18 protein-coding genes are annotated in these 19,439 nt (G+C 72.6%); 7 read left to right on the forward strand and 11 right to left on the reverse strand.

Annotation, left to right across the window (positions count from 1 at the left end; genetic code table 11):
• The first annotated feature begins 2 nt into the window (after nucleotides 1-2).
• Nucleotides 3-2,645 carry an MFS transporter gene (locus tag ACGFYH_RS17670; protein ID WP_393804029.1) on the forward strand — a complete coding sequence of 881 codons (2,643 nt, stop codon included), beginning with the start codon at nucleotides 3-5 and terminating at the stop codon, nucleotides 2,643-2,645.
• A gap of 109 nt (nucleotides 2,646-2,754) precedes the next feature.
• Nucleotides 2,755-3,576 carry a YceI family protein gene (locus ACGFYH_RS17675; RefSeq protein ID WP_393804030.1) on the forward strand — a complete coding sequence of 274 codons (822 nt, stop codon included), beginning with the start codon at nucleotides 2,755-2,757 and terminating at the stop codon, nucleotides 3,574-3,576.
• Here the strand turns inward: ACGFYH_RS17675 and ACGFYH_RS17680 are convergent.
• Both ACGFYH_RS17680 and ACGFYH_RS17685 read right to left on the reverse strand, forming a co-directional pair.
• Nucleotides 3,559-4,260, reverse strand: coding sequence for a GAF and ANTAR domain-containing protein (locus tag ACGFYH_RS17680; protein WP_393804031.1), 702 nt, complete (start codon nucleotides 4,258-4,260; stop codon nucleotides 3,559-3,561). The two genes, ACGFYH_RS17675 and ACGFYH_RS17680, sit on opposite strands and share 18 nt — an antisense overlap.
• Before the next feature lie 18 nt (nucleotides 4,261-4,278).
• Entirely contained in the window at nucleotides 4,279-4,986 is a 708-nt protein-coding gene (locus ACGFYH_RS17685; protein WP_393804032.1) for an ANTAR domain-containing protein, read from the reverse strand.
• Between the two features lie 258 nt (nucleotides 4,987-5,244).
• Here ACGFYH_RS17685 and ACGFYH_RS17690 point away from each other — a divergent pair, with 258 nt between their 5' ends.
• Both ACGFYH_RS17690 and ACGFYH_RS17695 read left to right on the forward strand, forming a co-directional pair.
• Nucleotides 5,245-5,640: an STAS domain-containing protein gene (locus ACGFYH_RS17690; protein ID WP_393804033.1), complete on the forward strand. Its 396-nt coding sequence runs from the start codon at nucleotides 5,245-5,247 to the stop codon at nucleotides 5,638-5,640.
• Between the two features lie 9 nt (nucleotides 5,641-5,649).
• The gene (locus tag ACGFYH_RS17695) at nucleotides 5,650-6,120 is read left to right on the forward strand and encodes a PPOX class F420-dependent oxidoreductase (protein ID WP_393804034.1); all 471 of its coding nucleotides are present in this window, start codon (nucleotides 5,650-5,652) and stop codon (nucleotides 6,118-6,120) included.
• A 7-nt stretch (nucleotides 6,121-6,127) separates the two neighbouring features.
• Here ACGFYH_RS17695 and ACGFYH_RS17700 read toward each other — a convergent pair whose 3' ends face one another.
• The 8 genes from ACGFYH_RS17700 to ACGFYH_RS17735 all read right to left on the reverse strand — a co-directional run bounded on the left by ACGFYH_RS17700 (nucleotide 6,128) and on the right by ACGFYH_RS17735 (nucleotide 14,918).
• On the reverse strand, nucleotides 6,128-6,283 hold the full coding sequence (locus ACGFYH_RS17700; RefSeq protein ID WP_393804035.1) for a hypothetical protein: 156 nt from the start codon (nucleotides 6,281-6,283) through the stop codon (nucleotides 6,128-6,130).
• Nucleotides 6,284-6,411: 128 nt separating this feature from the next.
• Nucleotides 6,412-6,537 carry a hypothetical protein gene (locus ACGFYH_RS17705; RefSeq protein ID WP_393804036.1) on the reverse strand — a complete coding sequence of 42 codons (126 nt, stop codon included), beginning with the start codon at nucleotides 6,535-6,537 and terminating at the stop codon, nucleotides 6,412-6,414.
• A 150-nt stretch (nucleotides 6,538-6,687) separates the two neighbouring features.
• Nucleotides 6,688-8,919 carry an ArnT family glycosyltransferase gene (locus ACGFYH_RS17710; protein WP_393804037.1) on the reverse strand — a complete coding sequence of 744 codons (2,232 nt, stop codon included), beginning with the start codon at nucleotides 8,917-8,919 and terminating at the stop codon, nucleotides 6,688-6,690.
• A complete protein-coding gene (locus ACGFYH_RS17715) occupies nucleotides 8,916-10,289 on the reverse strand; it encodes a glycosyltransferase (protein ID WP_393804038.1) in 1,374 nt (457 codons plus the stop codon). The genes ACGFYH_RS17710 and ACGFYH_RS17715 overlap by 4 nt, the downstream gene beginning before the upstream one ends.
• A gap of 14 nt (nucleotides 10,290-10,303) precedes the next feature.
• Entirely contained in the window at nucleotides 10,304-11,974 is a 1,671-nt protein-coding gene (locus ACGFYH_RS17720) for an ATP-binding protein (RefSeq protein WP_393804039.1), read from the reverse strand.
• Nucleotides 11,971-12,711 carry a response regulator transcription factor gene (locus ACGFYH_RS17725; RefSeq protein ID WP_393804040.1) on the reverse strand — a complete coding sequence of 247 codons (741 nt, stop codon included), beginning with the start codon at nucleotides 12,709-12,711 and terminating at the stop codon, nucleotides 11,971-11,973. Before ACGFYH_RS17725 ends, ACGFYH_RS17720 begins: the two co-directional genes overlap by 4 nt.
• 367 nt (nucleotides 12,712-13,078) lie before the next feature.
• Nucleotides 13,079-13,969, reverse strand: a complete 891-nt coding sequence (locus tag ACGFYH_RS17730) for an amidohydrolase family protein (RefSeq protein ID WP_393804041.1) — start codon at nucleotides 13,967-13,969, stop codon at nucleotides 13,079-13,081.
• Nucleotides 13,970-14,036: 67 nt separating this feature from the next.
• A complete protein-coding gene (locus ACGFYH_RS17735) occupies nucleotides 14,037-14,918 on the reverse strand; it encodes a DUF2797 domain-containing protein (RefSeq protein ID WP_393804042.1) in 882 nt (293 codons plus the stop codon).
• Nucleotides 14,919-15,032: 114 nt separating this feature from the next.
• Between ACGFYH_RS17735 and ACGFYH_RS17740 the strand changes: the two genes are divergently transcribed.
• On the forward strand, nucleotides 15,033-15,386 hold the full coding sequence (locus ACGFYH_RS17740; RefSeq protein ID WP_393804043.1) for a winged helix-turn-helix transcriptional regulator: 354 nt from the start codon (nucleotides 15,033-15,035) through the stop codon (nucleotides 15,384-15,386).
• A 22-nt stretch (nucleotides 15,387-15,408) separates the two neighbouring features.
• Here the strand turns inward: ACGFYH_RS17740 and ACGFYH_RS17745 are convergent, their stop codons facing one another.
• Nucleotides 15,409-16,896, reverse strand: coding sequence for a peptidoglycan D,D-transpeptidase FtsI family protein (locus tag ACGFYH_RS17745; RefSeq protein WP_393804044.1), 1,488 nt, complete (start codon nucleotides 16,894-16,896; stop codon nucleotides 15,409-15,411).
• Nucleotides 16,897-17,219: 323 nt separating this feature from the next.
• Between ACGFYH_RS17745 and ACGFYH_RS17750 the strand changes: the two genes are divergently transcribed.
• Together ACGFYH_RS17750 and ACGFYH_RS17755 are read left to right on the forward strand one after the other, a co-directional pair.
• The gene (locus ACGFYH_RS17750) at nucleotides 17,220-18,527 is read left to right on the forward strand and encodes an LAETG motif-containing sortase-dependent surface protein (RefSeq protein ID WP_393804045.1); all 1,308 of its coding nucleotides are present in this window, start codon (nucleotides 17,220-17,222) and stop codon (nucleotides 18,525-18,527) included.
• A gap of 277 nt (nucleotides 18,528-18,804) precedes the next feature.
• Nucleotides 18,805-19,434, forward strand: coding sequence for a hypothetical protein (locus tag ACGFYH_RS17755; RefSeq protein WP_393804046.1), 630 nt, complete (start codon nucleotides 18,805-18,807; stop codon nucleotides 19,432-19,434).
• Nucleotides 19,435-19,439 lie beyond the last annotated feature (5 nt).

Below are 19,439 nucleotides of genomic sequence, written 5' to 3' on the forward strand. Positions count from 1 at the left end.
CCATGGCAACGACCACACCGGCCGGTGTGCGGGCTCATGCCAAGCACGGGGGAGGCTCCACCGGAGACGCTCCGATGACGCACCGGCAGATCATGGAGGCACTGTCCGGGCTGCTGCTCGGCATGTTCTGCGCGATCCTGTCCTCGACCATCGTCACCAACGCCCTGCCCGAGATCATCGGGGACCTCGGGGGCGGCCAGAGCGCCTACACCTGGGTCGTCACCGCCTCGCTGCTGACGATGACCGCGTCCACCCCCCTGTGGGGCAAGCTCGCGGACCTGTTCAGCAAGAAGGCCCTGGTCCAGATAGCCCTGGTCGTCTTCGTCCTCGGCTCCGTCGTGGCCGGTCTGGCGCAGAACCCGGCGATGCTGATCACCGCGCGCGGCATCCAGGGCCTGGGCGCCGGCGGTCTGTCCGCCCTGGCCCAGATCATCATGGCCGCGATGATCGCCCCGCGTGAGCGCGGGCGCTACTCCGGCTACCTCGGCGCCACCTTCGCCGTCGCCACCGTAGGCGGCCCGCTGCTGGGCGGCGTCATCACCGACACCAGCTGGCTCGGCTGGCGCTGGTGCCTCTACGTCGGTGTGCCCTTCGCGATCCTCGCGCTGATCGTGCTGCAGAAGACGCTGCACCTGCCGGTGATCAAGCGGCAGGTCAAGGTCGACTGGGCCGGCGCCTTCTTCGTCACCGCGGCCGTCTGCCTGCTGCTCGTCTGGGTCACCTTCGCCGACGACAAGTACTCCTGGATGTCCTGGCAGACCGGCGCGATGGTCGGCGGCGCGATCGTGCTGACGCTGGTCTTCCTCTTCGTCGAGTCGAAGGCCGACGAGCCGATCATCCCGCTGCGTCTGTTCAGGAACCGCACCATCACCCTGGCCTCGCTGGCCTCGCTGTTCGTCGGTATCGCGATGTTCGCGGGCACCGTCTACTTCAGCCAGTACTTCCAGCTGGCCCGGGACAAGTCCCCGACCATGTCGGGTGTCATGACGATCCCGATGATCGGCGGCCTGTTCGTCTCGTCGACGGTCTCCGGCATCGTCATCACCAAGACCGGCAAGTGGAAGCGCTGGCTGCTGGCCGGCGGTGTGCTGCTGACCGCGGGCCTGGGCCTGCTCGGCACCATGCGCTACGACACCCCGTACTGGCGCATCGGCATCTTCATGGCGCTGATGGGCCTCGGCGTCGGCATGATGATGCAGAACCTGGTGCTCTGCACGCAGAACCAGGTGTCCGTGGCCGACCTGGGCGCCGCGTCCTCCACGGTCACCTTCTTCCGGTCCCTCGGCGGCGCGGTGGGCGTCTCGGTGCTCGGCTCCGTCATGTCGACCCGGATCAGCCACTACGCCTCGGACACCATCGGGCAGCTCAGCCCGCAGGAGCAGGCGGCGGCCGCCAAGGCCTCCGGCAGCGGCGCGATCCCCGACATGGACCTGCTGCCCCCCGGCATCCGCGAGTGGCTGGAGAGCGCCTACGGGCACGGCATCGCCGACATCTTCCTGTACGTCGCGCCGATCGCCCTGCTCGCCTTCCTGGTGACGCTGTTCATCAAGGAGATCCCGCTGCGTACCAAGGGCGCCCTCGCCCAGGCCGCGGAGTCCTCGGCGGAGGCCGCCCCGCCGGTGGCGGGAGCCCCCGCGGAGGCCACCCGCGTCGCCGACGAGCCGGTCCCGGCCGGTGCGACGGCGGCCGGACCGGCGGCGCCCTCCGGTGCGTCGGACACGCCGGTCGCCTCGGACGCGCCGGTCGCCTCTGCCACCACGGCGGCCGGACCGGCGGCCACGCAGCCGCTCGCCGCCGCCGCCACCACGGCCGGACCGGCGGCCACGCAGCCGCTCGCCGCCGCCACGACGGCCGGGTCCGGTGAACCGCGGGGGCCCCTCCCCGGTGGCCTCGCGGTCCGCGGCTTCGTGCGCGGCGCCGAGTCCGCCCCGGTCCCGCAGGCCGCCGTGACGCTGATCTCCCTGGCCGGCCGCCAGCTCGGCCGGTCCGTCGCCCAGGCCGACGGCTCCTACGCCCTGGACGCGCCGAGCGCCGGGTCGTACGTGCTGATCGCCTCGGCCGACGGCTTCCAGCCGCAGGCCTCCACCGTCGTCGTCGACGGCGAGCCGGTCGCCTACGACATCCTGCTCAGCGGCACCAGCGGGCTCACCGGCCTGGTGCGGGCCGTGGAGGGCGGACTGCCGGTCAAGGACGCCATGGTGATCGTGACCGACGTGCGCGGTGACCTGCTGGCCAGCGCCGCCACCGGTGAGCAGGGCGAGTTCGCCTTCACCGAGCTGGTGCCCGGCACGGTGACCGTCGCGGTCAACGCCGCCGGCTTCCGGCCGCGCGCCCTGCCCCTGGAGGTGGGCGGCACCGGCGTCACCCGCGTCGAGGTCGACCTCCAGGCCGGCGCCCAGGTCCAGGGCGTCGTGCGGGCACCGCACGGCCCGCTGGCCGACGCCCGCGTCACCCTGGTCGACGCGGCGGGCAACGTGGTCGGTACGGCCACCACCGGCGCGGACGGGGCATACGCCTTCACCGACCTGGACGCCGGTGAGTACACCGTCATCGCGACCGGCTACCCGCCGGTGGCCACCGCCCTGACGGTCGCGGGACCCGGTACCGACGGCCACGACATCGAGCTCGCCCACCCCGGCGAGTAGCAGGACCCCGGCCCGTGGTGGCGTGCGCGCTCCGAGCGGAGGTGCGCCCGCCCACCACGGGCCGGCTTCTTCACGACCAGTTTCCGAGCCTTTGCAGGGAGAAAACGGGATGGCACTGACCGCGAGGATCCGAACGCGGGACGGATGGGCCGTGTCGCACGCGGTCGTCACGGTGACCGACATGACCGGCACCCAGGTGCTGCGCGCCGAGGCGGACCCCGAGGGCGCCGTGCGGGACACCACTCCGCTCACTCCGGGGGCGTACACCGTCATCGTCACCGCGGTCGGCTACGCACCCGCCGCCTCCAGCGCGATCGTCACCGCGAGCGGCCGGGCCGAGGTCGGCACGCTGACGCTGGCCCGCCAGGGCGGCGCGGAACTGCCGCCGCCGGGACCGTGGACGGTCGACCCGGCGCACTCCAGCGTGGCCGCCGTCGCCCAGCACCTCGGCATCTCCAGCGTGCGCGGCCGCTTCACCGACTTCACCGCCACCGTCGAGATCGCGCCGGACGACGTCACCAAGTCACGGGTGGAGGCGGTGATCCGGGCGGCCTCCATCGACACCGGCAACGGCATGCGCGACACCCACCTGCGCTCGGCGGACTTCCTGGACGTCGAGCGGTACCCGGAGATCACCTACCGCTCCACCCGGGTGAGCGAGACCGGCCCCGACCGCTGGACCGTCCGCGGCGAGCTGGGCCTGCACGGCGTCGTCCGCCAGGTCGACCTGGACCTGGCCTACCTCGGCACCGGCGCCGACCCCTGGGGCGGCACCCGGGCGGCCTTCCGAGCGACGACGGAACTGCACCGCGAGGACTTCGCCATGAACTACAACCAGGTCGTCCAGGCCGGCATCGCCGCCATCGGTACGACGCTCAGGGTCGAGCTGGACGTCCAGGCGGTCCAGGGGGAGTCACTGCCGGCCGCGTGAGGCGCCGCCGGACACCCGGTCCACCATCTGGGCGCACAGCTCCCGCAGCTTGACGTTCCGGTCCTGTGATGCCCGGCGCAGCCGCTCCAGGGCCCGGTGGGCGTCTATGCGCTCCCGGGCCATGAGCATGCCGACCGCCTGGTCGATGATGCTGCGGGAGAGCAGGGCGGTGCGCACGTCGGCCGCCGAGGCCTGCTGCCGCTCGATGCGCAGGGCCTCGTTCACCGCGTGCGCGATCCGCTCCGCGAAGGCGCGGGCCGCGTCCAGCCCCTGGGCCAGGGAGCCGGGCCGGAGACCGTAGAGGTTGAGCGCGGCGCCCGTCTCGCCCTCGACGGCCAGCGGCAGCGCCAGCACACAGCGCACGCCGGTGGTCAGCGCGTACTCCGTGTACGCGGGCCACCGGGCCTCGGCGGCCAGGTCGGGGGCGTACTGCGCGCTTCCCGTCTCGGCGGCGTCCACACAGGGGCCCGAGCCGTTCTCGTACTGGCGCAGGTCCAGGCCGCTGGGCAGACCGGTGCTGCCCGCGAGGGTCATCAGCCGGTCGGCACGGCGCACCGTGACCGAGCAGGCGTCCGCGCCGGGCACCTGCAGGACCGCCCGGTCGGTCAGGTCGCGCAGCAGGGTGTCGAGACCCTGGCTGTGCGCCATGGCGTGGTCAAGCGTCTCCGTGCTCCGCGAGGTCATGTCCGTACGAATGTCCCGTCACCGCTCGCCCACTCCTCGTCCCCCCGTGCCGGAGTTGGCGTCCACGATGCGGCGGGCCAGGTCGCGCAGTTTCACGTTCTCCCGCTGGGAGGCCTTGACCAGGGACTCGAAGGCGCCGGCCGCGTCGATGTTCAGGCGCTCCATGAGGATGCCGGTGGCCTGGCCGATCAGATCCCGGGTGCGCATCGCCTCGGTGAGCTGCTCGCGCACGGTCGCCGAGTCCAGGGCGAGGGAGACGTGCGCGGTGAACAGCCGGCCGATGCGGGTGGCGTCCTCGCCGAAGGCCTGCGGCTTGCGGGCGTAGGCGGTCAGCACGGTCAGGCGGCGCCGGTCGGCGCGCAGCCGCAGGGACAACGCCGAGCGCAGCCCGAGCCCGGACAGGAGGTTGCCACCGCCGTCGGCCTCGCTGTCGTCCGTCCGCACCACGGGCGTGGTCCACAGGTGCTCCCAGTCCGGGTGCGGCTCACGGTCCCCCTGCCGGGGCTCGGCCGCGAACCGTACTGCCTCGTCCGTCCAGGCGAGCGTGCGGAGCCTGCCGCCGCGCTGGATCTCCGAGATGCCCGCCTGCTCCGCACCGGGCAGCAGACGCACCGTCAGCGCCGCCGCGGTGCTCAGAGTGTCGCCCGGGGCACCCGCCCCGTGCAGCTGCCGGGCCGCCACCGTCAGGGCGTCGGCCAGCTCGAAACCCGCCGGAAAACGCGGCAAATCAGTAAATTCGGACGCAGCCACCACGAACCTCTTCGGCGTGCACGGCCTCACGGCCGTGCGCAGGAGAGCTCCGCAGCACATTCCCGACTGCGAGCACAGGACGAACAGCACTTTAGCTGCTTGGTTGCGAGCCGGTGACGCCCGGCCGAAGTACCGGGCGGGCGCCTTCCACGGCGTCGCGCCGCGTGGTGGAATGAGGGCTGGGTCAGGAAGCGGCCCGGCCGGAACCCGACGGACGTCTGTCAGGTGAGTGCTGTGACCTTCCACCCCCGACCCTGCGAGCCGTGCGCACCATGTGACCCACCCGGGTGCGCCGTGCTGACGATGCCCGGCGAGGTCGACTTCTGCAACGCCACGGGGCTGCTGCCCCTGATCATGGCCGCCGTGGACCAGCGGCCCGACGCGTTGCGCCTGCTCGTCCTGGACCTCTCGGCGACCCGCTTCATGGACTGCCAGGGCGTCCGGCTCCTCGACGCGGTACGCCGCGGTCTGCCCGGCCGTACCCGGCTGCGGGTGGTCGCCGCCCAGCAGGGCGTACCGAGCCGCGTACTGAAACTGTCCGGCCTGCGCCGCGACGTGCCGGTGTACGACAACCTCGCGGAGGCGCTGCGCACGGAGCGCGGGGCGGCGGAGCGCGGGGCCGCGGCCTAGGCTGGCGCCATGGCACCGAACATCGCGACGAACACCCGGGTCCCGCTGGACGAGTTGCTGGACTTCGTACGTCCCCGGCACCGGGCGATCCTGCTCACCCGGCGGGCCGACGGCAGCCCCCAGGGGTCGCCGCTGACCTGCGGCGTCGACGACTCGGACCGGATCGTGGTCTCCACCTATCCGGAGCGGGCCAAGACCCGCAACGCGCGCCGTGACCCGCGGGTCAGCCTCATCGTGCTCAGCGACGAGTGGAACGGCCCCTGGGTGCAGATCGACGGCACGGCCGAGGTCATCGACTCGCCCGACTCCGTGGAACCGCTCGTGGAGTACTTCCGCAACATCTCCGGCGAGCACCCGGACTGGGACGAGTACCGGCGTGCCATGGTCGAGCAGGGCAAGTCCATCGTCCGGGTGACACCCGAGAAGTGGGGCCCGGTGGCGACGGGCGGCTTCCCGGCGCGCCTGTCGGCGGACGGCTGAGGCCGGGTCAGCCCCCTCCGGCCACCGCATCGATGCCCGCCACTAGCAGGTCGGGGGCGGACTCGACGTCCCGGTCGGGCATCTCCGCGACGGTGCCGCCACCGCGCGCCGCCATGATGTCCCGCGGCCCCTCGACGACGCCCGCCGGGTACGGCGCCTCCAACCGCGCCCGTGGAGTGCCGGAAGTACTCGTCGGTCGGACCGCGACCGGTGTCCTCGGCCCGGAGGAGGAAGCGGCTCTCGACGGTGCGTGGCCGTGGGCGAACCCGAGGACGGCGGAGAAGGCGCCGGTCACCCGGTGCCGGTCCGCTCCCGGTCGGGACCGGACGCCCGGCCCAGCGCGCCGCCCGCGCCGGCGGCCCCCGCCGGCCGGACACCGGCCCGCAGTCCCTTGCCGCCCGCCTTCACCCCGCGCACCCACCTCGATGGCTCCGGTGCCGGTCCATGCCGGGCGTTCCCGGGAGGGGCGCGGCGCGGTGCGGGCGGGCGGCATCGGGGCGGTGGGCGCCGCGGCCAGGTCGTCGGGCCGGTCAGGCCGTCGGGGGCGGGCCAGGTCGTCGGGGGCGGTCAGGTCGTCGGACGGGTCAGGTCGTAGAAGGTGGCCGAGCCGGCAGTCACCTCCTCGAAGTTGGCCTCGACCCACGAGGTGATCCGGGACGAGGCGCCGGAGCCGTCGCCACCCATGCCGCCCCCCGTACCGCCGCCGATGAAGTAGTGGATCCTGCCGTCCGCCACGTACTTCTTGAACTGGGCCGGGGTCGGCGAGGGGTCCGTGCCGTTGAAGCCGCCGATCGCCATCACCGGGTCGCCGGTACTGAGCTGGTAACTCGCGGCGTTCTGGGAGCCGATGGCGGCCGCGGCCCAGGTGTAGTCCTCGGCGTCGGCCGCCACCAGCTTCCTGGCCGCGGAGTCGACCTGGGCGCCGTCGAGGAGCCCGCCCATGCCGCCTGCGCCCATACGGCCGGCCTCGCCGGTCCGGCCGTTCTGGGCCGTCTGCCCGTTCTGCCCGTTCTGCCCGTTCGGGGCGGTCTGGCCGGTGCCGGGGGCGCCGTTGCCCTGCTGGTTGCGGCCCGGAGCGGTGCCGCCGCCGGGGAAGCCGCCGTTGCCGGGACCGCCCTGGCCTTGACCTTGACCCTGGCCGGGCGCGTTCCCGCCGCCCGGGAAGCCGCCGCCTCCGGGACCACCGCCCCGGCCGCCGCCACCGCCCATCACGCTCGCGCCGGACGGACCGGCCGTGACGATGGAGCCGCTGTGCCCCTGGCGCACGGTGCTCAGCGTGTACGCGGTGGGCGCGGCCAGCGACGCCACGAGGCCCAGCCCCGCCGCCGCGAGGGCGGTCCGCCGCCCCAGCCGACCGGCGAAGACGAGCCCCAGCGCGGCGACCAGCCCGCCGACCAGGACGGACAACCTCAGCCAGGGCAGGTAGTCGGGCGTGCGGTCGAGGAGGACGTACCCCCAGACCGCGCTCGCCGTGACGGCGGCGGCGAGGGCGAGCGGCACCCAGATCCGCTCGCGCCGCTCCCACAGCGCCGCCGCGCCCATGCCGACGACCGCCGCCAGGTAGGGCGCGAGGGCCACCGTGTAGTACTGGTGGAAGATTCCGGCCATGTAGCTGAAGACGGCCGTGGTCATCAGCAGCGAGCCGCCCCAGACCAGGAAGGACGCGCGAGCGGTGTCGGTCCGGCCGCCGCCCCGGGTGGCGATCAGACCCGCGACGAGCAGGATCAGGGCGGCCGGGAGCAGCCAGGAGATCTGACCGCCGATCTCGGAGTTGAACATCCGGTCCCAGCCGGTCTCGCCCCACTGCCCGCCGCCACCGCCGCCCATGCCGCCACCACCGCCGACGCTGCCGGTCTCCTCGCCGTTGAGCCGGCCGAGGCCGTTGTAGCCGAAGGTCAGCTCCAGGAAGCTGTTGTTCTGCGAGCCGCCGATGTACGGGCGGGACGACGCAGGCCACCACTCCACGATCGCCACCCACCACCCGCCGGAGACGACGATCGCGAGGGTGGCGAGGGCGAGCTGTCCGAGGCGCTTCTTCAGCCGCACCGGCGCGCAGACGCCGTACACGAGGGCGAGCGGGGGCAGGATCAGGAAGGCCTGGAGGGTCTTGGCCAGGAAGGCGAAGCCGATCGCGACGCCCGCCCATACCAGCCACTTGGTCCGGCCGTCCTCCAGCGCCCGTACGACGAGGTAGCAGGCCACGGACATCAGCAGCGCGAGGAGCGCGTCCGGGTTGTTGAACCGGAACATCAGCGCGGCGACGGGCGTGAGCGCCAGCACCGCACCGGCGATCAGTCCGGCCGCGGGGCCGGACCGGCGGCGCACGGCGGCGTACACGACGGCGACCGTGCCCACCCCCATCAGTACCTCGGGGACGAGGACCGACCAGGAGGAGAGGCCGAAGATCCGCACCGCCAGTGCCATCGGCCACAGCGCGGCCGGGGGCTTGTCGACGGTGATGGCGTTGCCGGCGTCGAGGGAGCCGAAGAAGAACGCCTTCCAGGACTGGCTGCCCGCCTGCACGGCCGCCGAGTAGAAGGAGTTGGCGTAGCCGGAGGCGCTCAGGTTGTAGACGTAGAGGAGGGCGGTGGCCAGCAGGAGGCCGAGGAGGGCCGGGCGTATCCGGCGCGGGTCCTCGGGACGGCCGCGCCACAGCCGGGCGAGCCGGGGCCGCCGGGGCCGCCGGGGCCGCCGGGGCTGCCGGTGGGCGGGCGGCGCCGCCGACGGCGCTCCCCAGTCCTCGCTGCCGGGGGTGCGCGTGTCGTCGGCGTAAGCGGCCGGGTCGTGGTGCGTCGTCATCGGACGTCCCTCGGGTCGGTGTCGGCGGGGGGCACCGGCTGAAGCCGCACGGTGGCGTCGCTCCAGGTGCGGTACGGATCCGGAAGGTGGGCCGGGGGTGCGGGGGCCGGGTGCGGGGCGGGGGCCGGGTGCGGCGCGTCCGGGAACACCCAGGCGCGGAAGAGCAGGAAGCGCAGCACGGTGGCCGCGAGGTTGGCGGCGATGAGCACCGCCAGCTCGGTGGAGTGGTCCGGGTCGGCCGTCGCCGCGTTCAGGGCGGCGAGCGAACCGCTGGTCAGCGCGAGGCCGATGCCGAAGACGACCAGTCCCTGTGCCTGGTGCCGCACGGCCCCGCTCCGCCCCCGCACTCCGAAGGTCAGGCGCCGGTTGGCGGCGGTGTTGGCGACCGCGGAGACCAGCAGGGCGAGCGCGTTGGCGACCTGCGAGCCGGTGAAGAGGCGGAAGCCGCTGTAGAGGAGCAGGTAGAAGAGCGTGGACAGGACACCGACGACGCAGAAACCGACGAGCTGCCGGGCCAGCCCCTGCGGCACGCCGGTCAGGTCCCGGTCGCGCGGGTCGTCGCCGAAGGGCCTGGCCAGCCGGTCGAGCGGCAGCGAACCGGTGGCCAGCGCCGTGCCGACCCGCCACACACCCTTGAGGTCCTCGGTCGCCGTCTTCACGATGTGCACGGTCGAGTCCGGATCGTCGACCCAGTCGACCGGCACCTCGTGGATCCGGCAGCCGGCGCGTTCGGCGAGCACCAGCATCTCGGTGTCGAAGAACCAGCCGGTGTCCTCCACCAGCGGCAGCAGCACCTGGGCCACGTCCCGGCGGATCGCCTTGAAGCCGCACTGGGCGTCGGAGAAGCGGGCCTGGAGGGAGCCGCGCAGGATGAGGTTGTAGGTACGGGAGATGAACTCCCGCCTGGCGCCGCGCACCACCCGCGAGCTGCGGGCGAGCCGCGAGCCGATCGCGAGGTCCGAGTGACCGGAGATCAGCGGGGCCACCAGCGGCAGCAGCGCGTTCAGGTCGGTGGAGAGGTCCACGTCCATGTAGGCCAGGACCGGGGCGTCCGAGGCCGACCAGACGGCCCCCAGGGCCCGGCCCCGGCCCTTCTGCTCCAGCCGGACGGACCGGACCGCCGCGTGCTCAGCCGCCAGCCGGGCCGCGACGTACGGAGTGCCGTCCCTGGAGGCGTTGTCGGCGACCGTGATGCGGAAGGCGTACGGGAACGTCCGCGTGAGGTGCTCGTGCAGTCTCAGGACGCACGGCCCGAGGTCCTTCTCCTCGTTGTAGACGGGGATCACTACGTCCAGGACAGGAACACCGGCTCCTGCGGCCGGGAGATGCTCCCGCGCCGGCAGGGAGCCGGGAGAAGAGTCGGTTCGCATGGGACCGACTCTTCTCAACTCTCCTGTCGCACCCGTGTGGTGAGACTGTGCTGTGCCTGTGAGTACGGTGCTTGCGCGGGCGGTGCTGGCGCGAGCGGTTCATGCGCGGGCGATGCCCGCACATGCTGTGCCCGCACATGCTGTGCCTGCGTGTGCTGGGCCTGCGCGTGCTGCGGCGTGCCGCCCGGCCCTGCCGTGGTGGGCAGGTGCACGGTGAAGACCGTCCGCCCCGGCGCGCTGTCGACCGTCACACCGCCGCCGTGCGCGGTCGCCACCGCCTGCACGATGGCGAGCCCGAGGCCCGTCGAGCCGGTCGTGCGGGACCGCGCGGAGTCCCCGCGCGCGAACCGTTCGAAGACGTGCGGCAGCAACTCGGCAGGGATGCCCGGCCCGTCGTCCGCCACGTCCACGCACAGCCACGCCCCACCGCGTCGCACGCGCGCGGTGACGGTCGTACCGGGCGGGGTGTGGTTGCGGGCGTTGCCCAGCAGGTTGACCAGCACCTGCTGGAGCCGGGCGGGGTCCGCCGACACGAGGGCCGGTTCGTCGGGCAGGTCGAGCCGCCAGTTGTGGTCGAGGCCGGCCGCGCGGGCGTCGCTGACGGTGTCCACGACGAGCGGTACGAGATCGGTCCGCCCGAACTCCAGCGGCCGTCCGGTGTCCAGGCGGGCGAGCAGCAGCAGGTCCTCGACCAGCAGGGTCATGCGGCCGGCCTCGGACTCGATACGACCCAGCGCGTGCCGGGTGTCGGGGCCGACCCGTTCGCGTCCCCTGCGGGTGAGTTCGGCGTAGCCGCGGATGGAGGCCAGGGGTGTGCGCAGCTCGTGACTGGCGTCGGCGACGAACTGCCGTACCCGTGTCTCGCTCACCTGCCGTGCGTGCAGCGCTCCGTGCACGTGGTTCAGCATCCGGTTGAGCGCGGCACCGACCCGGCCGATCTCGGTGTGCGGGTCGCACTCCGACTCCGGAACCCGCTCGTCGAGGTTCACCTCGCCGGCGTGCAGCGGGAGTTCGGAGACCCGGGTGGCGGTGGCGGCGACCCTGCGCAGGGGGCGGGTGGCGACGCCGACGATGACGGCACCGGCGAGGGAGGCGGCGACGAGGCTGGCGGCGGTGACGCTGGCCTCGACGATGAGCAGGGTGTTGATGGTCTCGGTGACGTCGTCGGTCGGGACGGCGGCGTAGTAGCTGCCGTTGGTGCCCGCGCGGTACTGCACGCGGTAGTCGCCGAGGCCGGGGATCTCGACGGTGTGCGCGTCGCCGTCCCGGGGGGCCGATGCCAGCGCGGCACGCTGCGCCGAGCTGAGGGATACCGCCGTCATTCCGCTGAAGTCGGTACTGTCCTCGTCCTTCTGGCCGAACTCGGCGTCGACGACGACACCGTCGCGTACGTCGGCGACGACCGTGCGGCGCGGTTGCGGTCCGCGGGTGACGAACTCGTCGAGGTCCATCCGCTGCGGACCCTTGTCCCCGCCACCGGCCTGGGGCCCACCCGGCGGCCCGAAGCCGGAGACCCGGGTCACGACCTCGCCCAACTGCCCGTCCAGCTGCTCGTACAGATGCGAGCGCAACGCCACCGTCGTCACCGTGCCGATCACCGCGCACACCACCGCGATCAGCGCGACGGACGCGACGACGAGCCGCGTCCGCAGGGTCCGCGGCCGCGGTCGCCGCCACCCGCTCATGACACCGCGGGCTTGATCAGGTAACCGGCACCGCGCCGGGTGTGGATCATCGGCTCGCGACCGGCGTCGATCTTCCGGCGCAGGTAGGAGATGTACAGCTCCACGACGTTGGCCTGGCCGCCGAAGTCGTACGACCACACGCGGTCCAGGATCTGCGCCTTGCTCAGCACGCGCCTCGGGTTGCGCATCAGGAAGCGCAGCAGCTCGAACTCGGTGGCGGTGAGGTGGATGCCGTCGCCGCCCCGGGTGACCTCGTGGCTGTCCTCGTCGAGGGTGAGGTCGCCGACGGCCAGCACGGATTCGGAGCGCCGGTCGGCGGCGCCGGAGCGCCGGATCAGTCCGCGCAGCCGGGCGACGACCTCCTCGAGGCTGAACGGCTTGGTGACGTAGTCGTCCCCGCCGGCGGTCAGCCCCGCGATGCGGTCCTCGACGGCGTCCTTGGCGGTCAGGAACAGCACCGGCACGTCCGGCAGGTCGCGGCGCAGCCGCCCCAGCACGCTCAGCCCGTCCATGTCGGGCAGCATCATGTCCAGCACGACGGCGTCGGGCCGGAACTCGCGCGCGGCCTGAACGGCACCGTGGCCGTCCCCGGCGCTGCGGATCTGCCAGCCCTCGTAGCGCAGGGCCATGGACAGCAGTTCCGTGATGGACAGCTCGTCGTCCACTACAAGCACCCGGACGGGGCTCCCGTCCGGCCTCAGCAGTTCGGTGCGCCCCTGGGGCGAGGTCGTGGTCATGGCGGACACGATGTCGGGGCGCTCTGAGAGCACCCTTTCCCCAAGCTGTGATTTCTCTGAGAAAGCCGCAGGGACTACCCGGTACGGCCCGTCGGGTGCGGCCCCACGGTCTCGCCGGTCCGTCCCGCCGCCGCGGGGGTGAGGTGCGCGACCAGCACCTCGACCGCGGTGCCTGCGGCGCGGGCCGGCGCAGCCCCCTCCGGCCGGCGGTGCCTCTCGACGCCGTCCCGTCCGGGGTCGCGGTGCGTCGGCCAGCGGCGGGCCGGTTCGCCCGCGCCGTCCGCAGCCCGCCGAAGGTCTCCGCAGGACGGCGGCCGGTACCCAGCGGGCCCGTGCCCGTCGCCCCCGTGCGCGACCGGCGGGCAGCTCAGCGTCCCGGCAGCCCGAACAGCCGGGCCGCGTTGTCGTGGCAGACCCCGCGCAGCCACTGGTCCCCCAGCTCCAGCCGCTCCAGGGCGTGCAGCTGGTGCAGGTAGGGGTAAGGGATGTTGGGGAAGTCCGAACCGAGCAGAACGCGGTCGCCGAGGTCCGCCAGCCGGGGCAGCGCGCGGCGCGGGAAGGGGGCGAGACGTTCGCTGAAGTCGGTGAACGCCATGGTCGTGTCCAGCCGCACCTCGCCGTACCGTTCGGCGAGGTCCAGGAAGTCCTCGTACTCGGGCATCCCGAGGTGCGCGACGACCAGTCGCAGCCGGGGATGCCGCGCCAGGACGCGCCCGATCGGCTCGGGTCCGGTGTGCTTGCCGGGCGCCGGTCCGGATCCGCAGTGGATGACGACGGGGATTTCCGCCTCGGCGAGCACACCCCACGCCGGGTCGAGCAGCTCGTCGGCCGGGTCGTAGGCCCCCACCTGCACATGCGCCTTGAAGACCCGCGCCCCCGCTTCGACGGCCCGGCGGACGTACGCCTCGACGCCGGGCTCGGGGAAGAGGGTGGAGGTGTGCAGGCAGTCGGGTGTCCGGCGGGCGAAGTCCACCGCCCAGTCGTTCAGCCACCGGGCCATGCCCGCCTTGTGCGGGTAGAGCATGGCGGTGAAGGCGCGTACTCCGAACCCACGCAGCAGCGCGGCGCGTTCGTCCTCCTCCTGCCGGTAGGTGATCGGCCACTCGACCCCGCCGGTCAGCGGCCCGAGAGCGTCGAAGTAGGCCCAGACCTTGCGCAGCACCCGCTCGGGCATGAAGTGCGTGTGCACGTCGACCAGTCCGGGCAGGCCGAGGCCCTCCCAGAACCGGCGGACCTGCCCGGCCTCGTGATCACTCATGCGGTCACGATCGCGCCCCGCGGTCCCATGAAGCAAGGGGGTGTCGGGGGGCGGCCCAGGCGCGGGGTCAGAACAGCCCGTCCTGTACTCCGGCCGCTCGTCTGAGCTCCCGCAGGGGCACGGTGCACGGCTCGCCCTCGGCCGGCACCAGCTCCCATCCCGTCATCAGCCGTGTGTCGAGCACCACGACGCCACGCTCCGTCGCCAGATGCAGATCCGGCCCGGCGGCCGCCACCAGCTCGCCCCCGATCGCCCCGCCCGCCACCAGCTCGACCACCTCCGCCACCGCGGCCGGCCCGCGCTCCGCCCCCGCGATCCCGAACACGCCCGCGTGGTCGACGGCCCGGAACGGCTCCGGCGCCAGCGACTCCGGCCAGCCGCCGAGCGCGACCGCCCGTGCGTGCAACCCGGCGATCTCGGCCGTCCGCTCCGCCTCCGACTCGGGCAACCCGTCCCGCACCGCGCGCTTGTGGGCGTACGCGATGCGGTCGGGCACGCCCAGTGCGGCCCGCAGCAGCTCCTCGGTCCGGCGCGCGGCCATCAGCGGCCCGCAGCCCAGCCAGCTGAAGCACACGGCTCCCTGCTCGAGCAGCCGGGCCGCTCCCCTCTCCCGCGCCGTGATCCCCACCTTGACGAGCCCCGGACCGAACCACGCCAGATAGACGCGGTACGGCCGCGGATCGTCCGCCATGGTGTCGGCGGCCACCGAGTGGGCCCGGTCCAGCCGCGCGCACTCCTCGCACCGCGCCCCCGTACTCCGCCCCGGCACGCCGGCCCGCACCGGACACGCGTGCCCCCGTGCTCCCACACAAGTCCGCACACCTCCCTCGACGACCCCGAAGGCCACCCGCTTCCCCCGGGCCGGCACACTGCGCCGCCCCCCGACCCACGTCAGCACGGGACCGTCCGCCGCCCACCGCAGCCCCGCGCACTTCCATGCCTGTGCCATCTCCGTCGACACTAGAGGGCACCACTGACAACGACCGGACGACAACGACCGGACGACAACGACCGGGCTGGCGCTCACTCACGGTGAGCGCCCGCCCGGACGTACCGTACGGGCATGTCAGAAAGTGAAGCGATGTGCCCCGAGCGCCTGCTCCTGGAGCACATCACCAGCCGCTGGGGCACCCTGGCCCTGATCGCCCTGCTGGACCGCGGCCACCGCTTCGGCGAACTGCGCCGGGAGATCGGCTCGGTCAGCGAGAAGATGCTGGCCCAGACCCTGCGGACGCTGGAACGCGACGGCCTGGTCCACCGGGACGCCAGGCCCGTGATCCCGCCCCGCGTGGACTACTCCCTCACCGATCTCGGCCGCGAGGCCGCCGAGCAGGTCCGGGAGCTGGCGCGCTGGACGGAGCGGCGGATGGCGGCGGTCGAGCGGGCCCGCGGGGCCTACGACGCGACGAGGACCTGACGCGACGCCGCCCGCGACGGCGTCACGACTCCAGGACCGCCTTCATGACACTCCGGGCGATGGGCGCACCGAGCCCGCCACCGGAGATGTCCGCGCGGGAGATGTCCATGTCGGTGGGGTCGATGAACACGGCGACCGCGACGGAGGACCCGTCCCCCTTCTTGCCGTAGGACACGAACCAGCCGTACGGCACCTCGTCGTTCACGTCGACCCCACGCTGTGCGGTGCCGGTCTTGCCGCCGACCGTGACGCCGTCGATCTGGGCGCGGCGGGCGCTGCCCTCCTTGGCGGTGAACTCCATCATCTGCTGGACCTTCTGCGCGGTCTCGGCGGAGACCGCCTCGCTCAGCACCGCGGGCTCGGTCTTCTCCAGGGTGTCGAGGTCCGGGCCCTTGACCTCGTCGACGATGTAGGGCTGCATCACCTTTCCGTCGTTGGCGAGCCCGGCGGTGACCATGGCCATCTGCATCGGCGTACTGGTGAGGCTGCCCTGCCCCATGCCGGTGAGCGCGGTGCCCGGCGCGTCGAGGTTCTCGGGGTAGAGGCTCTTGGTGGCGAGCAGGTCGCCGAAGTCGTCGGAGTACACGTCCTCGTTGAAGCCGAACTTCTGGGCCGTCTCGCGCAGCTTGTCCTGCCCGAGCTCGGCCGCGGCGTCGAGGAAGACGTTGTTGCAGGAGTACTGCATGGCGGTCTTCATCGAGGCCTTGTCGCAGACCGCGTCCCCGGCCTCACTGCCGATCCTGTTGCTGGACTGCGGCAGCGGGTACGGGGAGACGGCGTCCGTGCGGGCGTCGACGTCGGTGACGATGCCGTGCTCCAGCGCGGCGGCCGCGGTGAGGATCTTGAAGGTGGAGCCCGGCGGGTAGGTCTCCCGCAGCGCGCGGTTGGCCAGCGGCTTGTTCTTCTTCTTGTCCAGCGCCACGAAGCGGTCGGACTCCTTGAAGGTGCCGCCCGCGAACGCCGACGGATCGTAGGAGGGCGCCGAGACCAGCGCCAGCACCTTCCCGGTCCGCGGGTCGAGCGCGACCACGGCTCCCCGTGCGCCCTTCAGGCCGGTCAGCCCGTCCCAGGCGGCCTTCTGCGCCTTCGGGTCGATGGTGGTGACCACGGAACCGGCCCGCCGGCCCTCACCGCTGACCACGTCGGCGAACCGCTGGAAGGCCAGCCGGTCGTCCTTCCCGGTGAGGATGCCGTCGTAGGTCTTCTCCAGCAGCGTCATGCCCTGGGCCTGCGACGCGTAGCCCGTCACCGGCGCGTACATCGGCCCGTCGGCGTAGGTGCGCTTGTACTTGAGGTCGGTACTCTCGGTCTCCTTGGAGCCGGTGACCGCCCGGCCGCCGACGATGATGTCGCCGCGCGGGGTGGCGAACTGCTCGATCTGCACCCGCCGGTTCTTGGTGTCGGAGGCCAGCTCCGGGGCCCGTACGTACTGCAGCCAGTTCGCGCGGACCAGCAGACCCAGCACCAGCAGTCCGCAGAAGATCGCCACGGCCCTCAGCGGCTTGTTCACCGGCGGCCTCCGTCGCGGCTCGGCCGGTCGGATATGAAGACGGATCCTCTCAACATGCGCACACCCTAAGCACAGTTACGCGTGCTGATCAGCGAGGGGCCCGGCGGCCGAGGTGGCATCCCTCACAGAAATACGCGGCCCTGGTGAGCAACCATCCCCGTCTGTCCCGATTATCCGGACGCCCTCTCCCGACGACACCCGCGAACCGGACAAAACACCGATGCGCTCCGTTACTTGAGCCATAAACTCATCATCTCTTCAGGCTGCCGTGCACACCTCCCGGCGGCCGTTTCCCTTTCTCGCCCCCTCCAGAAGGGTTCTCTGTGAGACTTCGCCGCTCACTCGCCGTAGCCGCCGCCGTCGCCGTGACCATGCCCGTCGCGCTGCTCACCGCCGCACCGGCATTCGCCGCCGGTGCCTCGGCGAGCCAGACGCAGACCCAGCCGACGTACGCGGAGCTGGAAAAGGCCGCCGCCGACGCACAGAAGGCGTACGACGAAGCCGTCCTCGCCCAGAAGAAGGGACGGAAGGAGGTCGAGGCCACCCTGACGGCCCTGGACTCCGACACGCACCCGCTCAAGGCGGCCGCGATCGCCGCGGGCAACACGGCCGAGGACGCCGAGGCCACCCGGACCGCCGCCGAGCAGGCCGTCACGAAGGCCGAGGCCGCGCTCGAGGCAGCGGTGAGCGACGCCGACAAGGCCGAGGCGCGGAAGGCCCTCGAAACCGCCGAAGCCGGCCTCGCGGACGCGGTCGGGGCCGAGAAGGAGGCCGACGCCGAGGCCGAGGAGGCCCAGACGGCCCTCGACGACGCGAAAGTCGCGGCCGTCCGCGAGTACAGCATCCTCAAGGAGGACCTCAAGAAGGCGTCCGAGGCCAAGAAGGCCGCCGCAGAGGCACTCGCCGCCGCCAAGGAATGCGTCCGTGAAAGCGGACTGACCTCGCGCGCGGTGGGACTGCCGTCCGAGGTCGTCGCCGGGACCACCGTCGACTTCACCCTGCGCGTCACCAACGGGACCAGGCGCACGCTGACCGTGGACCCCCTGGCGTTCGTCTACGTCTCCAGCGGATCCAAGGGTGCGAAGGGCCTGTTGCAGGTGAAATGGTCCCAGGGTTCGGGCTGGCAGCCCCTCGGCGGGGAGAGGCCCGAGCACATCGCCCACATCGACAGCCTGAAGCCGGGCGAGCGCAGCGTGGTGAAGCTGCGCATGAAGACCGACTCAGGGGCCGGGACCACCGAGGCCTTCGCGCTGTTCGCCAGTGACGCCGCCGACGCCTACCGGCCCTGCGTCCTGGGCCCGATGAAGCGCTACGAGTTCACCCTGCTGCCCGAGGGCAGCAAGCCCGACGCGGTCGACGACGCCGAGCCGGGCCGACCGGACGGGAAGGACGACGACCGGTCGGGCACCAAGGCCCCCGGCACCGGCTCGGCCCCCTCCACACAGGGCGGCACGTCCTCCGGGGCGGTGCGGTCCCAGGTCACCGCCACCGACACGACCGGCCGCCTCGCCGAGACGGGCGCGTCCTCCGCGACGACTCCGATCGCCCTCGCGGGCGCCGTGGCCGTCGCACTCGGCGCCGGCACGGTCTTCACCGTCCGCCGACGCAAGGCAGCCGCGGACTCCGCCTGACACAGACGTGCCGGCCGCTCTCCCGAGCTCTCACCGCCGGAAGCCGGAATCAAGAACGAAGGCCCTTTGGATCACTCCACAGGGCCTTCGCTCTTTACTCCGCACCCTTTACTTCGCACTGAGGTTTTCTCAGAGATGATCACCAGTGTGGAGTTGGCCTGGCACTCGCCGCTCATGGCACGTCGGCGCGTCCCTGAGCAGGCTGTCACCGCAGCGGCGAATCCGCTGCCGTCAGAGGTCGCTCCTACGCTGTGGCCCTATGGGACTTGCGCTATCAGTGGGACTCCTCAACGACCAGGCTCGCACTGACGCAGAGGGTCTCGACTATCACCGCCGTGCCTTCGCCCACCTCGGCCAGGCGCTCATGGCAGAGGGAATCAGCTGGCACGAGCCGGAGATCACCGATGCGCCGCACGCCCGTACCTTCTCCGGCGGCTTCCCCTACGGGTACCTGACCCAGCTGCGCCGCATCCTGATGCTCACGAACCTCGGCGAACCTGTCACGCCAGCCCGGGCGGTCAGCAGGCGCCAGTACGACCGCGACTGCGAGAAGATCCAAGACGAGACGTCGATGCTCGCCTCCCATCTGCTCTGTCACTCCGACAGTGCCGGCTACTACGTGCCGGTCGACTTCGAGGATCCGCTCTTCCTCCCTGACGAGGCGAGAGTCGATGGCGCTGGAATGGTCGGCTCCAGCCGGCGCCTGCTGGCCGAACTCTCGGGCATGGCGTCGTCGATCGGCATCAGCCCCGACGACGAGGGTGCTCCCTCAGACACGGGGGAGAGTGGGCTGGCCGAGGGTCTCGCGACTGACGGACCGTTCGAGACGGAGCGTTTCGCCTGGTACCAGCTCTACCGGGCATGCCTGGCAAGCATCGCCGGCGGCCACGCCGTCGTGTTCCACTGACTCTT

Source organism: Streptomyces sp. NPDC048392 (genome assembly GCF_043200575.1).
Lineage (GTDB): Bacteria > Actinomycetota > Actinomycetes > Streptomycetales > Streptomycetaceae > Streptomyces.

Bases quoted from the DNA above. Each gene is read 5' to 3' on its own strand.
- ACGFYH_RS17725 (WP_393804040.1), bottom strand. From the start codon at position 12,711: ATGACCACGACCTCGCCCCAGGGGCGCACCGAACTGCTGAGGCCGGAC.
- ACGFYH_RS17680 (WP_393804031.1), bottom strand. From the start codon at position 4,260: ATGACCTCGCGGAGCACGGAGACGCTTGACCACGCCATGGCGCACAGC.
- ACGFYH_RS17710 (WP_393804037.1), bottom strand. From the start codon at position 8,919: ATGACGACGCACCACGACCCGGCCGCTTACGCCGACGACACGCGCACC.
- ACGFYH_RS17720 (WP_393804039.1), bottom strand. From the start codon at position 11,974: ATGAGCGGGTGGCGGCGACCGCGGCCGCGGACCCTGCGGACGCGGCTC.
- ACGFYH_RS17715 (WP_393804038.1), bottom strand. From the start codon at position 10,289: ATGCGAACCGACTCTTCTCCCGGCTCCCTGCCGGCGCGGGAGCATCTC.
- ACGFYH_RS17675 (WP_393804030.1), top strand. From the start codon at position 2,755: ATGGCACTGACCGCGAGGATCCGAACGCGGGACGGATGGGCCGTGTCG.
- ACGFYH_RS17740 (WP_393804043.1), top strand. From the start codon at position 15,033: ATGTCAGAAAGTGAAGCGATGTGCCCCGAGCGCCTGCTCCTGGAGCAC.
- ACGFYH_RS17670 (WP_393804029.1), top strand. From the start codon at position 3: ATGGCAACGACCACACCGGCCGGTGTGCGGGCTCATGCCAAGCACGGG.
- ACGFYH_RS17695 (WP_393804034.1), top strand. From the start codon at position 5,650: ATGGCACCGAACATCGCGACGAACACCCGGGTCCCGCTGGACGAGTTG.
- ACGFYH_RS17730 (WP_393804041.1), bottom strand. From the start codon at position 13,969: ATGAGTGATCACGAGGCCGGGCAGGTCCGCCGGTTCTGGGAGGGCCTC.
- ACGFYH_RS17735 (WP_393804042.1), bottom strand. From the start codon at position 14,918: ATGGCACAGGCATGGAAGTGCGCGGGGCTGCGGTGGGCGGCGGACGGT.